The sequence below is a fragment of the Streptomyces sp. NPDC023527 genome (assembly GCF_055560115.1).
This window is the reverse complement of record NZ_JBVHJJ010000013.1, coordinates 133,004-148,404: the sequence shown is the minus strand read 5'-3', so window position 1 is coordinate 148,404 and position 15,401 is coordinate 133,004. Positions and strand designations below refer to the sequence as shown.

The following is a 15,401-nucleotide window of genomic DNA, read 5'->3' as shown; positions in this document are numbered from 1 at the left end:
CATGCCCGAGACGATCCGCTGGACCGTACTGCCCGACGGGGTCACCGCCGACGGACAGCTCAGGCTGACCGTCCTGATCAGCCCCCGCCTCACCGGCGCCGACCGGCTCGGCGCCTTCGGCGGCTTCGTCGAGTGGCCGGTGACCCTGGGCCGTTACCTCCCGGCGCTCCAGATCGAGTTCCTCTCGCCCGCCGGCGTCAAGGCCACCGTGCCCACCACACTCCAGCCGAACCGCTATCCGCCACCCGACACCACCCTCTGGAAGGCACTCTTCCCTCCGGACACCAAGGTCCACGAACCGTCGTCCCTCACCGCGGCGGCCGTGGCCCGCGGCACACCCCCCATCCTGCGCTCCTTCCCCGGCCAGGCCGTGCACCAGCAGATCGGCGCGCTCTACGAGACCGCCGTGACCACCACCGCACGCAGCCGCGCCTTCCCCAGCGGCGGCGAATCGGACAGCGCCGGTACGGACGGCGCACAGGCGCCGCCCGTACCGCCCAGCTGGGACCACCCCGAGCTGGACGACCTCCTCACGCCCCTCACCGGCCCCATCCGCACCCTCGCCCGGGCCGTCGAGAAGTCCTACCCCCTCCTCGACGGGCTCCTCACCGGCCGCACCGGCCCCACAGTCGATGGGTCGGCGGCCGCCGAGCCCGCCAACCCCTTCCGCCCGAAACACATGAGACGGGACGAGGAGCCGTACCGCACCGGCGGCCCCATGCTGTATTTCGCCGAGCTGTACCGCTTCTACGACCGGCCCCCCGTGCCCACCACCCCCGGGGCCCCGCCCGAACCCCCGCCCGAGCGGCCCGACCTCGACTTCCACACCGCCTGCTCCCTGCTCGCCGACTATCCGGAACTGCTGCGCCGCTTCGGCCTGGCCGCCGACCTGCTCGTCACCCCGCCGCCGGGGCTGGCCGACCAGTGGCAGGCGCGCGTGGCCTTCACCGCGGCCCAGGCCCAGCTCGACATCGACGAGTCACTGCGCCCGTGGACGCGGCTGCGCCACGCCGCCGGCCGGCGCTTCGAGCCGTACGCGGCCGACGACGGTTCGTACGGCCGCCGGATGCTGGGCCTGGCCGGCCCGGACGTGCGCGTCACCGACCTCGACGTGGACGGCGCGGCGATGAAGTTCGTCGAATTCGCCCGGCTCGTCGAGCAGACGGTGGCCGCGTTCAACGACCCGGACGTCTCCGTCCCACCGGACAACACCGCCCTGCCCGCCCTGCACGGCGCCGGCCTCACCGTGCTCCACGAAGCCCGCGACGCCGCGCTCGCCCAGCAGATGGAGGACGACGCCCGGCACGTCGCCGGCGTCGGTCCTGTCGGCACCGAACCCGCCGTGGCCGTGCTGGACGCCTCCCACCTGGTCCGCGGCTACCGCGTCGACGTGGGAGCGGTCGACGACGCGACGGGCCGGGTCACCGCCTGGCACCCCCTGTGCGCCCGCACCGGCACCTACGCCATCAGACGCCCCGGCCTGCCACCCGTCCCGCTCACGGTCGCCCCCGACGAGGGGCACGTCAAGGCGAGCGCGGTGACCCGCGACAAGCTCAAGCCGGACGACGAGCTGTATGTGCACCAGGCGCTGTTCGGCTGGCACGGCTGGTCGTTGGCCGCCCCCCTGCCCGGCAGGACCATCGGCGCCGACAACAAGCCGCGGGTGCCCGACCCCGAGGTCTCGGCGGAGTTCCCCCTGGACACCCGGTTCCGGCCGACCGTCGGCACCCTGCCGGCGCTGCGCTACGGGCGCACGTACCGGCTGCGCGCCCGCCTCGTCGACCTCGCGGGCAACAGCCTCGGCCCCGACGCGGACACCCCCGAGGGGAGGGCGACGGCGCCGGTGACCTACGGGCGGTGGGAGCCGGTGCCGCCTCCCGTGGTCGTACCGAAGTGGCCGTTCCTGGAGGGCGAGTCGGAGCCCCGGATGGTCATCCGCTCCACGGTCGACGACGAGGGCCGACCGATGGCACCGGCCGTATGGGCCTTGGAGCGCAACGGCCAAGTGCCCGACCACGAGAGCGAATCGCCCGTCGACCGGCTCGACCGGCGGTACCGCCCCTTTGACGAGCGGCACATCTCGCCGTCGAAGTCCTCGCTCCAGATGGCCGAGCAGCACGGCGTCCACGACACCGTCTTCGGACCCGGGAAGCCGGACATCGTGCGCCGCCGGTACTTCGCCGCGGCCACCCGCGAGGACGGCAGCTACCTCGACACGGTGGTCCGTCTCGCGGAGAACCCGGACCTCAGCCACGACCTCAAGCTGCTCCGGCAGATCCGCGTCGCCAAACACAATGTCCACGACACCCAACCGCTCACCGAGCTTCCCGTGGCGCGCGGCAGCGGCCTGAAGCCCGGCGAGTACGTCCTCCACACGGCCGACCAACTGCTGCTGCCCTACCTGCCCGACGTCCTCGCCCGCGGACTCTCGCTGCGCGGCCTGCCGGGCGCCGACCCCAACGAGACCTTCGACTTCCCCGGCCCCTGGCCGCAGGCCAAACCGCTCCGACTGAAGATCCTCGAAGGCGACGGCCGGCCCCGGTGGACCGGGCCGCTCGGCCGCGAACTCACCGTCTTCCTGCCCAAGGCCGAGTTCGCGACCGTCAGGATGAGCTGCCACCTCCACCCCGACGACCTCGAACTCTTCCGCAACTGGCAGCTGCTCACCGGCTCCGAGCTCTGGAACGACCCGACGACCGGGCTCCCGCAGGAGAAGAAGGACGAACTGACCTCGGCGGCCGCCGGCGGCGAGAACTGGATGATCACCCCCTGGACGGAGCTCACCCTCGTCCACGCCGTCGAAAAGCCCCTGGATCCACCGAAGCTGGGCGAGCTGCGCTTCCCGCGCACCGCCGAGCAGACCTTCGCCCGGATCGTCGGGCGCGTCGGGTCGCACTCCCGCAGCACCGGCCGCGTCGACATCGACGCGACGTGGGAGGAATGGCTGGACGACGTCACCGAGCCGGCGCCCCGCCGGATCACCGGCCACGCCCACGTCGGCGACGTCACCGTGGAGCGCGGGCGGGACGACATCCCGCTGGGCGACCTTCGGCACGACTTCCGCGACACAAGGCACCGCGACGTCACCTACACCCCGACCGCGACGACCCGGTTCCGGGAGTACTTCCACCCGGCGATCACCGATCGGCCCGAGCTGATCACCCGGGTCGGTCCGGCCAGTACGGGGGAGACCGGCGCGGGCTGGCCCGTCCCCAGCTCACGCCGGCCCGAGCCGCCGGGCGTCCGCCACCTCGTGCCGACCTTCCGCTGGGAACGGTCCGCCGACCACACCGCGCACCGGGTCACCAGCACCCGCCGGCACGCCGGCGTCCGGGTGTACCTGGAGCGCCCGTGGTTCTCCTCCGGCGACGGCGAACTCCTCGCCGTCGTCCTCGACCCCGGCCGCGTCACCGACCCGAAGCTGCCCGACGAGCTCGTCAGCCGCTGCGGCATCGACCCGGTATGGGCGGACGCCACCGTGCTGCCCCGACTGACGGCGGAGATGTTCCCGGGCGCCCGGCTCACCGCCGCCGACGTGGTGCTGGCGGAGCCGGTCGTCGGCACGGTCGCCGCGGCGAAGATCGTGGCGTACGAGCCGGAGTTCGACGCCCGTCAGGGGCTGTGGTTCTGCGACATCGACGTGGACCTGGGCGACAGTGCGGCGGCGGCCTACTTCCCGTACCTGCGGCTGGCCCTCGCCCGCTACCAGCCGCACTCCGTCGACTCGCTCCATCTGTCCAAGGTCGTCACGGCGGAGTTCACCCAGCTGATGCCCGACCGCACGGTCACCGCGTCCATGACGCCCGGCGGCCTGTTCCACATCGAGCTCGGCGGCCCGGTCGCCCTGAACGCCCTCGGCAGGCGAGTGGGTCCGGGGCTGCCGGGCATGGCGGCGAGCCGCCGCGTCGTCGCCTCGGTGCAGAAGCTCGCCCCGGGCGGCGGGGACCTGGACTGGGTGACCACCGAATCCATCCTCGAACTCACCTGCGTCCCGCGCGGCACCGGCTTCGTATGGTCCGGCGACCTGGCCCCACCGTCCCCGCAACTGCCGGCGCTGTCCCGGCACCGGCTCCTCATCGAGGAGTACGAGACCTACCTGACCGACCGGTCCGCGGCCACCGGCACGGTGACCGCGGGCGGCACGGCACTGCCGGTGAGCCGCAGACTGATCCACGCGGACCGCTTCGCCCTCATCAGCACGCCGCTGGGCAGGATCGTCCTCCAGGAGTGACCCTTCGGCGGGACGCGGCGGAACGGCGGCGACGGGGCGGCGGCGCTCAGCGACCCCAGCGGAGCCCGGCGGTCTGCACCGGCGCGTCCCACAGCCGGAGCAGGTCGTTGTCCACCTGACACAGCGTCACCGAGGCGCCCGCCATGTCGAGCGAGGTGACGTAATTGCCGACGAGCGTCCGCGCGACCGGCACCCCGCGCTCGCGCAGCACCCGGTGGACCTCCGAGGTGAACCCGTACAGCTCCAGCAGCGGCGTCGCGCCCGCGCCATTGACCAGCGCCAGCACCGGCCCGCTCGGCCGCAGATCGGACAGCACCGCGTCCACGGCGTAGTCCGCGATCTCGGCCGACGTCATCATCGCGCGCCGCTCCCGTCCGGGCTCGCCGTGGATGCCCACCCCCAACTCCAGCTCACCGGCCGGAAGGTCGAAGGTGGGGCTGCCCTTGGCGGGCGTCGTACAGGCGGCGAGCGCCACGCCGAAGCTGCGCGAGGACTCGTTCACCCGCCGCGCGATCGCCTCCACCCGCTCCAGGGGCGCGCCCTCCTCGGCGGCCGCGCCCGCGATCTTCTCCACGAACAGCGTGGCACCGGTGCCCCGGCGGCCCGCCGTGTACAGGCTGTCGGTCACGGCGACATCGTCGTTGACGAGCACGCTGGCGACCTGGATGCCCTCGTCCTCGGCCAGCTCGGCGGCCATGTTGAAGTTCAGGACGTCACCGGTGTAGTTCTTCACGATGAACAGCACACCCTTGCCGCTGTCGACGGCGGCGGCCGCCCGCACCATCTGATCGGGCACGGGCGAGGTGAACACCTCCCCGGGACAGGCGGCATCCAGCATCCCGGCCCCCACGAACCCCCCGTGCAACGGCTCATGCCCGGACCCACCACCGGACACCAGCGCCACCTTGCCCGCGACGGGCGCGTCCCGCCGCACGACGACACGCCGCTCGACATCGACGGTCAGCTCGGGATGGGCGACGGCCATACCGCGCAGGGCGTCTGCGACGACGGTCTCGGGCACGTTGATGAGCATTTTCATGGTGGGCTCCTGGGGTGATGGAAAGTCAGGCCCGCGACCTGCGTTTCCGCAGGTCAGTGGGGGTGAAGAGGTCAGTTGGACTTGGCGGTCTCTGGCGGTCGACGGCGGACTCCGGCGGCACTGATGCTGACCTCTTGCTGACTTTACTGACGGGTAATCATTTTTAGGGGAGATTACTCAACGTGAGGGTCGTGCGGTACAGAGGCTGATCGCTTCGAGGGCTCCGTGTCAAGGAAGCCCTGCGTCGGGCGGGGGGGGGGGCTGATATTGCTCTGTGCTGACTCTCGTGGCTTCAGTCTCATGGGAGTGCCGCTGCTCGTGCTCCCCCTCCGGCGTCGAGGCGGGCGGCGTTCGGCTCGCGCCGGTTCCGTGCATCAGGTGGACGTCGAGGCCCTCGGGAACTTCCTTGTCGAGCTTCGTGAGGAACTTCTTGAACTCCGCCGCCCGGTGACGGCGGTGGAGGGAGCCGATCACCTTGCCGGTGGCGACCTCGAGGGCGGCGAAGAGGGCCGTGGTGCCGGCCCGGACGTAGTCGTGACTGCGGCGTTCGCCCAGGTCCGTCCGGCCCTGCTGGAGTGGTCGAACCGCTACGACCACCTGCGGGAGGTGACTCGCGACGATGTCCTCGCCCACGTCAAGACGCTGCACGGTCATCAGCGACGTGACCAGCTCGTCGCCCTGCGGTCTCTGTTCACCTGGGCCAAACGGCAGGGGTTGATCTTCCGCAACCCCACCAGCCGGATCAAGGTCGGGCAGAACGAGTACGCCGTGCTGCAACCTCTCCTCCCCGAACAGGTCGAGCGCTCCGTCGCGGCTGCGTTGACGCCGGCGGCGCGGCTCGTCCTCGCCCTCGCGGCGGTCCACGCCGCCCGGGTCGCCCAGATCGCCGCCCTCGTGCTCGACGACGTCGATCTCGGCAACCGCCGGCTGACCAACGCCGGACGCGCCCGGCCTCTCGACGACCTCACCCTGAAGCTCCTGACGGACTGGCTGGACCACCGGCGACGCCGGTGGCCGAGCACCGCGAACCTCCACCTGCTGATCAACAACCAGACCGCCAACACGACCGGCCGGGCCAGCAACCACTGGATCAGTGCTCCGATGCGAGGACAGGACGCCACCTTGGAGCGGCTTCGCGTTGACCGGCGACTCGAAGAAGCCCTGACCCACGGGCCTGACCCACTCCATCTCGCGGAGGTCTTCGGGCTCGACGAGAAGACCGCGATGCGCTACGCGGACTCCGCACGAGCCCTGCTGGAACAGGCCGCCGAGTCGGGGTTCAGCCGAGATACGCGGCAAGGAGGCAATGAGTAGATCCTGATGCGGCTTTACGCGTGGTCAGCACAGTGACGCCGCAGTAAAAGCATACATCTCGCCCCCTGGAACGGTCCGCCGCAGGTCGCGACGATCACGGCCAGGGCTCCGCCGCAGTAAATCCGGTATTTACTGCGGTAGTTGGGAACACGTCTCCGCGACCGCACAACTGTCCGAATGCGGGTCTGCTGTGAGGGCTTGAGGGGAGGAGACTGTCAGTGCGCGACGCCGACCAGGCCTGGCACCAGCATGTCTGCCTGGGGTCATGCCCCCAGGTCCTCCGTCACGGGCAGGCACTCGGCGAGCAGGTCGACGACGTCGCGCCAGGCTCGCTGCGCGTGCTGTCGGTGGTAGCCGACGCCGGGGACCACGGGGTGGTCGACCGGCGGGTGGTGGAAGGCGTGCAAGGCTCCGCCGTAGACCGCGAGGCGCCAGTCGACGCCCGCGGCCTGCATCTCAGCGGTAAACGCGTTTCGTTGCGCGGGCGGCATGATCGGGTCTTCCGACCCGACCCCGGCCCACACCGGGCAGCGAATGCGCGCCGCCTCGCCCGGTCGGCCCGTGGTAGTTGCGTTGACTGTCCCGATCGCGCGCAGGTTGACGCCGCCTCGCCCGAGTTCCAGCGCGATGGCGCCCCCGGTGCCGTAGCCGATGGCGGCGATCCGGTCGGGGTCGGTCCGCGGTTCGGTGCGCAACTCGTCGAGTGCCGCGTGGCCGATGCGCCGCATCCGGTCGGGATCAGCGAGCAGTGGCATGCAACGGGCCAGCATCTCCTCGGGGTCACCCAAATAGCGCCCGCCATGAAGGTCGAAGGCCAGCGCTACATATCCCAGCTCGGCGAGAGCGTCGGCCCGGCGGCGCTCGACGTCGCTGAGCCCCATGCCCTCTGGTCCGAGCAGCACCGCGGGCCGGCGGTCGACACCGGCCGGAAGCGCGAGGTGCCCGATCATCGTCAAACCGTCGGCCGGGTACTCGACCGTACGCGTCGTAATCTTCGTCATGAGACTGGACTGTAGTGGTCGTCGAGCCCGGTCCGGCCGGTGTTCTGCCGCTGGCAGAACAGCACGGGTGTCCCTCTGAAATACGGGACGGGCCCGGCGCTCAGGGCTTCAACATCATCCCGTTGCCCCTGTGGCGCGTATCTCGGAACCTCCATGAACTGTGGTGCGAGCACCGGCAGTTCGAGCATGGTGGAGGTCGGGGCACCAGCCGTCATCGCTACTCATCTGCGTCGGGTGAGGTCCTCAGGCGGCGCGCTGGGGGACGAGGACGGTAGCCGCGTGGTGGGTGTCAGTGAACTCGCGGACGGCGCTGATGTGTCCGTCGCGGACGGTGAAGACTCCGATGTTGCGGTTGTCGTAAGTCCCGCCGTTCACCGCCTGGGCCTTGGCGGTCCATTCGGCGACCACCTGGTCGCCTTCGGCGATGATCCAGGTGAGTTCGATCGTCACACTGCCGGGGACGAACAGGCTGCCGGCCGCGGCGCCGAGGAAGTCGTCGACGATCACGTCGCGCCCGGTCCACGTACCCGACAGTACCGGCACATCGCCCGGGTAGGTCCAGGTGGCGTCCTCGGCGAAGCTGTCGCGGATCGCCGTGATGTCGCCGGCGATCACTGCCTCGACATAGCGGACGACGACAGCCTTCGGATCGTTGGTGCGCATGGTGAACTCCTGTGGGCTTCCTGTCGGTTTGGTAAGCAGGTCAGGCGATGGCGAATACCGCGTTGCCGCGGATGCGGCGATCGCGCAGGGTCCCGCCAGCAGCAGTGGTGCTGCCGTGATCGCGGACACCCGTTGCGGCAGCACGGCCAGCGCATCGGTGGAAACGGCCGCGTACTCCGTCGACCCAGCGGCCGACGGGTGGCCCACAACACGTTGACCCGCCTGGGGCCCACTGCCGTCGGCGGCGGTCTGGACGAGTCCCGCGATGTCCTTTCCCCGGCCGGTCGCCGACGGCCAGCACCCCGTCGAGCTGGAGGAACTCACTGCGGCTGACCGAGAACGGCCCGACCTCGACCAGGGCTTGGTTCGGTGGGGCGGACGCCGGCTTATCGGCCTCGGCGAGAGCGACCGGCTCACAGCCCGTCCAGTGGGCAGCAGCGCCTTCATCGCATCCCCCGTCCCGGCTGCACAACGGCGGGCATGACACACTCCTTGATCTTCGGTTGATTTGCGAAGGGTCGGTTTCCTCCGTGCTCCGCGACTGGCTGAAATCAAGGAAAACACCTGGTGGGCAGGGGTGTCCAACATCCATTCGGCGGAGTCGACAACCGCTGATTGTCAGGGGAGGTGAGGGTGGTGGATCTCGACCTGGCGCAGGTGAGGGCATTTGTCGCAGCAGCGCGGCGACTGCACTTCGGCCAAGCCGCGGCCGGACTCCACATCAGCCAACAGGCGCTGTCCAAGCGCATCGCCCGCCTCGAGGAGACGCTCGGGGTCCAGCTGTTCAGGCGTGCCGGGGGCGGCGTGGAGCTGACCGCCGCCGGGCGCCGCTTCCTGGCCCCGGCCACGGAAGCGCTGCGCGCCGGGGACGCGGCTGTCGCCGCCGCCCGCGAGGAGCGCCGACCCCCGCTGCGGGTGAGCGTATGGGGCCTGATGTTCGCGCCGCTGCGCACCATCCGTGCGGTGGTCCGCGCGGTACCGGATGTGGAGATCGAGATCGGTCCTCGTCCAGGATTCTCCGCGGCGCTCGCCGCGTTGCGCGCCGGCGAGATCGACGTGGCGCTGGGCCGCGTGCATGCCCTCGACGAGCCGTGGCCCGCCGGACTCACCAGCCGTCTGGTGCGGCTGGAGCCGGTCAAGGCCGTCATGAGCGAGAACAGCCCGATGGCGGCATGCGGCACCGTGCGCCCGGCCGACCTGCGCAGCAACCGCCTTTGGTTCCCGGCCGCACCGCAGAAGGTCACCTTCCTGAGCCGATTCGCCGAGGAGTTCGACGTACCTTGTGACTTCGGCGGCGCCAATCTGGGGCTGGACGCATTCCTTGACGAACTGCACGACCGCCCGGAGCTGTTCTCGATCCTCCCGACCGAAGTGGAGATCCCGCACGGCAGCGGAGTACGGGCGCTGCCCATGGCCGACCCGACTCCGCTGTACGCCTGGCACCTGCTGTGGCGCACCGATGTGCGCCACCCACAACTGCCATTGCTGCTGGACGCTTTTGTCGACTGCGCACGTACGGGCGGCTGGCTGGAGTACGACCCGGCGAGCCATTGGCTGCCGCCTGCCGACCACAACGCACTGACCCGCCATCCAGCCTGACCGCACCACCCCCGGGCTTCGCCCGCCGGATGCTGCCGGAACGCTCCGGAACTTCGGTTCCACCACCTGGGCTTCCCAACCCCGCCCGGACGCACAGCGGCGATCCGCCGCCTTGTCCTCCAAGCCCCGGCTCCGGTCGTGGCACGGTGGCTCGGCTGCCACGCACTTCGCCACCGCCCGCCTCACCGAAGAGGCCGGAAGAACCTGGCGCCACTATGCTCTCGGTGACCACTCACGGTGACCGTGAGGCCTCGACTACTGAGGAATACGCGACTCCCGAATTCGCGAGGTCGCCAGTTTCACACCCCGAGTCCGGCCCAGCGGGGTTGACCACGAACCCGCGGGCCCAACCGCCAGAATCAGGAGATCCACCCGTGGGTTCGCGGTGAACAACCTTCAGTTTCTCTGAACCCACGTACCTCTACGGCCTCGGGGAACATCGGTACAGGGGTTGGCGCTGAGAACGATCATGGTCCGATCGACGTGAGGGTGCTAACGCGGTTCTCGTACTCGCGACGGGCCTTGCGCTGGGCCGGAATGGCCGGGACGCCATGACCGCCGTCGAGCGGCTGACAGCGGGTGAGGAGGCTGCGGTGCACGGCGGGGGCGGCGGTGACGCGCAGGGTGTAGCCCTGGCCGCGCCGTACTGTCACCCCCTGGTCGAGCACGGCCCGCTCGGCGGCCTCCAGGTCGGCCGAGTGGAGGAAGTCGGCGACCTTGCCCGGCATGTCGAGGGTGACCGGCAGCTCCGGGGCCGGGACGTCCTCCTCGATGGCGGTGTGGTCAGGCAGGAGGTCGGCGACGGCCGTGCGGATGGCGCCGCGGCTGACCTCGTGCTCGCGGGCGAGGGCGGCGATCGAGCGGCCCTCCAGGTACGCGCTGCGGACGTCGCCGGCCTTCTCGGCCGCCACGGCGGGGCGGCGCCCGCCCTTGCTGCCCTTGGCCTCGGCGGCGCGCAGCCCGTCGTAGGTCAGCTCGCGCTGGAGGTCGCGCTGGAGTTCGCCGGCGGCGGCGAGGGTCTGCACCATGAACTTCACGGTGGACAGCAGTTCGCCGGTGCGTGGGTGGCGGGCGGTGAGGTCCATCGCCGAGAACGCGCCGTCGTGGATGCGCAGGGCGAGCTGGTCGCGGTGGAGGACGTCGAGCACGTCGAGGATGTGCCCGGTGCCGCGTACGAGGCGGAACATCTCGGAGATGTGTACGGTGTCGCCCGGCCGCGCGTACGTCAGCAGCTCGCGGAACTTCCGCCGCTGGAGGGGGTGGAGGCGGCTGGAGGTGCCCGGGTCCTCCTCGAAGACGACCGGGTCCTCGATGCCTGCCTCGTCCGGGACGAGGTTTTGCCGGGCGGTCGACTGCTGGTCGGTCGAGACCCGCTTGTAGACCAGGTTCGCCACTCGTGGGCCCCCTTCCGTACGGAAGAATGGACCCAATCTGTCGTCAAACCCTGTCAGCAATCACCATCGGATCTGATTGGATTCGCGCCTCCGCGAACCCCCGGATTGCACGGGTTCATTGGACGCGCGGGCCGCCCTGTCGGCAAACGATCGTTTGACGACAGGCAGGGCTCGGGTCCGCTGAGCGGCGGGCGGCCCGCCGCGCTTCTACGGCTGGTGCGAGGTAGCGGTGAGGAAGTCCAGGACCAGGGGGCTGGCGTCGGTGCGGGCTTCCTCGAAGTAGGCGTGGCGGGCGTCGGGGATCAGGTGGAGTCGGGCGTCGGGGATGCGGTCGGCGAGCAGGGGTGCGTTGGCGGTGGGGTTGAGCAGGTCGTCGGTTCCGTGGAGGACCAGGGTGGGTGCGCTGATACCGGGCAGGAGGTCCCAGGCGTTGTGCCGGTTGCTGGCTGCGAGGTGGTGGCGCCGGGAGTGGGCGGGCATGCGGGGGTCGCCGAGGGTGTGGTGCGGGCCGGGGTGGTCGGTGAGCCAGCGGGGTGTGTACATGAGCTCCAGCAGGGCTTGCCGCGCGGCTCCAGGTTGAGACTGGGCCAGGGCCTGGCGGACGTCGTTGCCGCGTTCGATGCTGTGCGGGCCGCCGGGTGAGGTGCAGCCGAGGACCAGGGCGCTGACTCGGTGCGGGTGGCGGGCGGCGAGTTGCTGGGCTACACGGCCGCCCATGGACGTGCCGTAGACGTCGGCACGGTCGATGCCGAGGTCGTCGAGGACGGCGATGACGTCCTGGGCGAACAGTTCGGTGCTGTGGGGGGTGTCGGGCTTGTCGCTGTCGCCGGTGCCGCGGTAGTCGAGGGTGAGGGTGCTGCGGGCGGGGTGGAAGTCGGTGCGGACCGGGTCCCACCAGTGGTGGTTGTTGGCCTGGCCCGCCAACAGGACGAGTGGCGCTCCGTTGCCCTGGAGCTGGTAGGCGATGCGGGTCCCGTCGGGTGTCGTCGTGTACGTCATCGGCTGGGTTCCTCAACTCCGGTGTGGGCGGAAACGGTACTCCGCTCCGGTCTTGAGCGGTCGTGAACAGCGGGAGGTCACGGGCGCGGGGGAAGCTGTGGCGATAGACCGCCACGGCTCAGCTGCGAGAGCGTGTCGGGCCTTGGTGGTCTGTGCGGTAGAGGTTGAGGGCGAGGGCGAGGGCGAGGGCGAGGGCGAGGGCGAGGGCGACGGCGGCGCGGGTGGCGGGGTGGGGATCCTGTCGGCGCCAGATGAGGTGGACGGGGACGGGCTCGGCGTCGCGCAGAGGACGGTAGGTGATGCCGTCGGGGCGGCACTGGGCCGCGGTGGCCTGGGGGGTGACGCCGACGCAGTGGCCGGAGGCGATGGCGGCGAGCCAGTCGTCGATGTCGTGGACGTGCTCGGCGCCGGGCCGTTCCGTCTCGGGCCACAGGTTCAAGGTGGTGGTGCCGGTGCGGCGGTCGATGGCGAGGGTGCGGGTGGCGACTTCGGCCAGGCGGACGCCGCGGCGGCGGGCCCAGGGGTCGTCGGAGGCGAGGGCCAGGCCTCTGCGCCAGGGCGTGCGAGATTCCGGCCCTGCGGGCCTTCCTCCTCGTGTTCGAACGAGGGCAGGTCGTGACTGGGAGGGTCGCCGAGGTTCACAACTTCAGGGTCTTCACAAAGCTTCTGAGCTGGCTGTCCAGCCTCCCAGGGGAGACCTGGCAGCAGCGTTGGAAGAGCAGCCGCGCCGAGTAGATCCCCGGCGCGGATTGGACAGATCTCCCGCTGCGCTTCTTGGCCAGAGTGGGCCGTCGCGGTCGTATGTGCGTGTTGACCTGACCTCCGGGCTGCTGATGCTGGTCCGCGGCGATGTCATCCGTCCCGACCTGGCCTGGATGATCACCGCACCCACAACCACCTGGCCCCGTTCATGGCCGAGGTCCGCGACCCCGAGGGGTTCACAAGGCCGGCCCAGCTGGCCGAGGCCGAGCCAGCCCGTGCCCGAGGCGAGGCCACCGTCGCGGCGACCCGGATCGCGATACTTCTGGCCTGCAAAGGTGGGTCGATCGCTGCTCCGGGGATCGCTCGCCGGTGTCGGCACGGCAGCGCGTGACCGAGGACGCGTTCTCTCTTCCACCGACCCCCTGGAAACTCCACTCCCGGATTCGATAGACAGGATTCTGGACAGTAACTTCCATCTCGCCAAGGTGACTTGGATCGCCAGAGAGTCGGTGCGCGACAGAGCGCCACCCGACGTACGGGAGAGACATGAGGCGATTACTCCGCCCCTTATCGAAGCGACGTGCGAAGCCGCCGGCACACCCCGCGAGAAAGCCGCGCCGCCGGCCGGTCGCCGACCTCACCGCCCTGGTGACGGTCGTCGCGTCGGCAGCGATCGCGGTCCTGCCGACAGCGCCCGCGCAGGCCTCGCCGCTCCGCAGCACTCCGCTCATCACGTACAACATGCTCGGTGCCACCAGCGGCCAGGACAGCAAGTGGACGACCACAGTCGGCAATTACATCCAGGCCGCCGAGATCGTGACCCTGCAGGAGGCAGGTCCGACGCCGCCCGGCAGGTTCCAGAGCACCACCCCCGTTGCGGGACTGCCGCAGGTCGGCCGGGCGGGATACATCCAGCACCACCGCTGGACGTACAGGTCCGCGGACTACGAGGTCTACTTCCTGCAGACCGACCGCATGGGCGGACGCTACGAGGGCGGCCGCAACAACGTCGCCGTCGTCACGCAGCGCACACCGGACCAGGTGGCCGCCGTGCCCAGCCCGATCGCCGACGGGCGGGCCGCCCTCGGGGTGCGGTTCGGCGACGACTGGTACTTCACCTTCCATGCCCGGCCCACCAGCAGGAACAACCCGACCAATGAGTCGGACGTGATGCTCGCCCGCATCGCGGCCTTCGTGAACCAGGTACCGGGCCGGTCGTGGACCGTCGGGGCCGACTTCAACAACGAGCCGGGCAACTTCGCCCTCCCGCCCGGCGCCCACGCCTACGCCACCGGTCTGCCCACCCACGAGGGCCGCCGCGAGCTGGACTACGTGGTGGCGTCCGTCAATATCCCGGACCACCCGAGACGGCGGCTCAACGGCGCCTCCGCGGACCACTATGCCGTCGCCGTCGGCGGCATGCGCGCGGGCGGCGAGCCGCAGCCCCTGTTCACCAGCCCCCGCCACATCGAGAACATGCAGAGCGGCGGGACGCTGGAGGCCCTGGGCGGGGGCGCGCTCAACGGCATGCCCGCCCTCACCAACCAGCGCAACGGAGGGTTCGCCCAGCGCTGGGACCTCGAATTCAACGGGACCGAAGCCGTCCGCATCCGGCTCCCCAAGGGCAGGTGCCTCTCCAGCCTGCCGGACCGCCGGGACCACGGCAAGCCCCTCATGTTCGACTGCGGAAAGAGCGGCCTCCAACGCTGGCGGCTGCTCTCGTTCGGCAACGAGCAGTACCAGATCCGCAACATCCCGCTCGGACTGTGCCTGGACGCGGGCACGTCGACCGGCCCGCGTGACCTCTACGGCCTCGAGCTGAACCCCTGCAAGGCGAAGGACAGCCAGCACTGGTTCCTCGGTCCCCCCGCCGACTCCGACCCCAGGGCCAACTTCTTCGCGGGCGACCTGTCCATCGCCCACCCCGGCCCCTTCGGGCTGGAGAACGTCCGCACCGGCCGGATGCTGGCCGGCGAACCCCGCGGGCTCAGCGGCACCCGCGTGCGCGCCCACCCGCACCGCACCAAGCCCACGCCCAACGAGGAGAAGTGGATCCCCGAATGGGTCGGCGCCGAGCGGCTGCGCATGCGCGACACGGCGACCGGCCTCTGCATCGAGACGGACGCGAACGTCCCGAACGACGGGTTGCTCGGCCTCGACCTGCGGGCCTGCAACGGCTCCCGCGCCCAGACCTGGCACGTGGAGCCGGCCGCCGAGAACACCTTCCGGCTCCGCAACGACCAGCGCGTCCTCGGCACTGAGCCTTGCCTGGACCTGGACCAGCTGTCGGCCAACACCGGCACGGACATCGTCAACGCCAACCAGTGCGAACGCGGCCGCGCCTCCCAGCGCTGGTTCTTCGCACCCTTCGACCCCTCCGCCGGACCCGACGAGACGGGGGACTGACACCCGCGGTGCACCGGTGATGCCCGGCGGCTGGTGCGGCCGGGCATCACCCC

Annotated in this window: 9 protein-coding genes and 1 pseudogene; 4 read left to right on the top strand and 6 right to left on the bottom strand. The window is 70.8% G+C overall.

The features are described 5' to 3' along the window. Position 1 precedes the first annotated feature (1 nt). Positions 2 to 4,231 carry a hypothetical protein gene (locus tag ACZ303_RS24895; protein ID WP_467342508.1) on the top strand — a complete coding sequence of 1,410 codons (4,230 nt, stop codon included), beginning with the start codon at positions 2 to 4 and terminating at the stop codon, positions 4,229 to 4,231. A 46-nt stretch (positions 4,232 to 4,277) separates the two neighbouring features. Here the strand turns inward: ACZ303_RS24895 and dhaK are convergent, their stop codons facing one another. Next, positions 4,278 to 5,270 (bottom strand): dihydroxyacetone kinase subunit DhaK, encoded by a 993-nt coding sequence (gene dhaK, locus ACZ303_RS24890; protein WP_467342506.1) that lies wholly within the window; start codon positions 5,268 to 5,270, stop codon positions 4,278 to 4,280. A 378-nt stretch (positions 5,271 to 5,648) separates the two neighbouring features. Here dhaK and ACZ303_RS24885 point away from each other — a divergent pair, with 378 nt between their 5' ends. Continuing rightward, a complete protein-coding gene (locus ACZ303_RS24885; RefSeq protein ID WP_467342504.1) occupies positions 5,649 to 6,584 on the top strand; it encodes a hypothetical protein in 936 nt (311 codons plus the stop codon). Between the two features lie 263 nt (positions 6,585 to 6,847). Here ACZ303_RS24885 and ACZ303_RS24880 read toward each other — a convergent pair whose 3' ends face one another. Continuing rightward, a complete protein-coding gene (locus ACZ303_RS24880; protein ID WP_467342502.1) occupies positions 6,848 to 7,585 on the bottom strand; it encodes a dienelactone hydrolase family protein in 738 nt (245 codons plus the stop codon). Between the two features lie 243 nt (positions 7,586 to 7,828). Then, positions 7,829 to 8,248 carry a nuclear transport factor 2 family protein gene (locus ACZ303_RS24875; RefSeq protein WP_467342500.1) on the bottom strand — a complete coding sequence of 140 codons (420 nt, stop codon included), beginning with the start codon at positions 8,246 to 8,248 and terminating at the stop codon, positions 7,829 to 7,831. 633 nt (positions 8,249 to 8,881) lie between these two features. On the opposite strand from ACZ303_RS24875, the gene ACZ303_RS24870 reads away from it, so the two are divergent. Further along, on the top strand, positions 8,882 to 9,847 hold the full coding sequence (locus ACZ303_RS24870; protein ID WP_467342498.1) for a LysR family transcriptional regulator: 966 nt from the start codon (positions 8,882 to 8,884) through the stop codon (positions 9,845 to 9,847). Between the two features lie 467 nt (positions 9,848 to 10,314). Here the strand turns inward: ACZ303_RS24870 and ACZ303_RS24865 are convergent, their stop codons facing one another. From ACZ303_RS24865 to ACZ303_RS24855, 3 genes and pseudogenes are all read right to left on the bottom strand, one after another. Further along, positions 10,315 to 11,241, bottom strand: a complete 927-nt coding sequence (locus ACZ303_RS24865) for a recombinase family protein (RefSeq protein WP_467342497.1) — start codon at positions 11,239 to 11,241, stop codon at positions 10,315 to 10,317. Positions 11,242 to 11,448: 207 nt separating this feature from the next. Then, entirely contained in the window at positions 11,449 to 12,240 is a 792-nt protein-coding gene (locus ACZ303_RS24860; protein WP_467342495.1) for an alpha/beta fold hydrolase, read from the bottom strand. 118 nt (positions 12,241 to 12,358) lie between these two features. Next, a pseudogene (locus ACZ303_RS24855) lies at positions 12,359 to 12,793 on the bottom strand (LysR substrate-binding domain-containing protein); the annotation flags it as partial. A gap of 797 nt (positions 12,794 to 13,590) precedes the next feature. On the opposite strand from ACZ303_RS24855, the gene ACZ303_RS24850 reads away from it, so the two are divergent. Beyond that, positions 13,591 to 15,348 (top strand): ricin-type beta-trefoil lectin domain protein, encoded by a 1,758-nt coding sequence (locus ACZ303_RS24850; RefSeq protein ID WP_467342494.1) that lies wholly within the window; start codon positions 13,591 to 13,593, stop codon positions 15,346 to 15,348. Positions 15,349 to 15,401 lie beyond the last annotated feature (53 nt).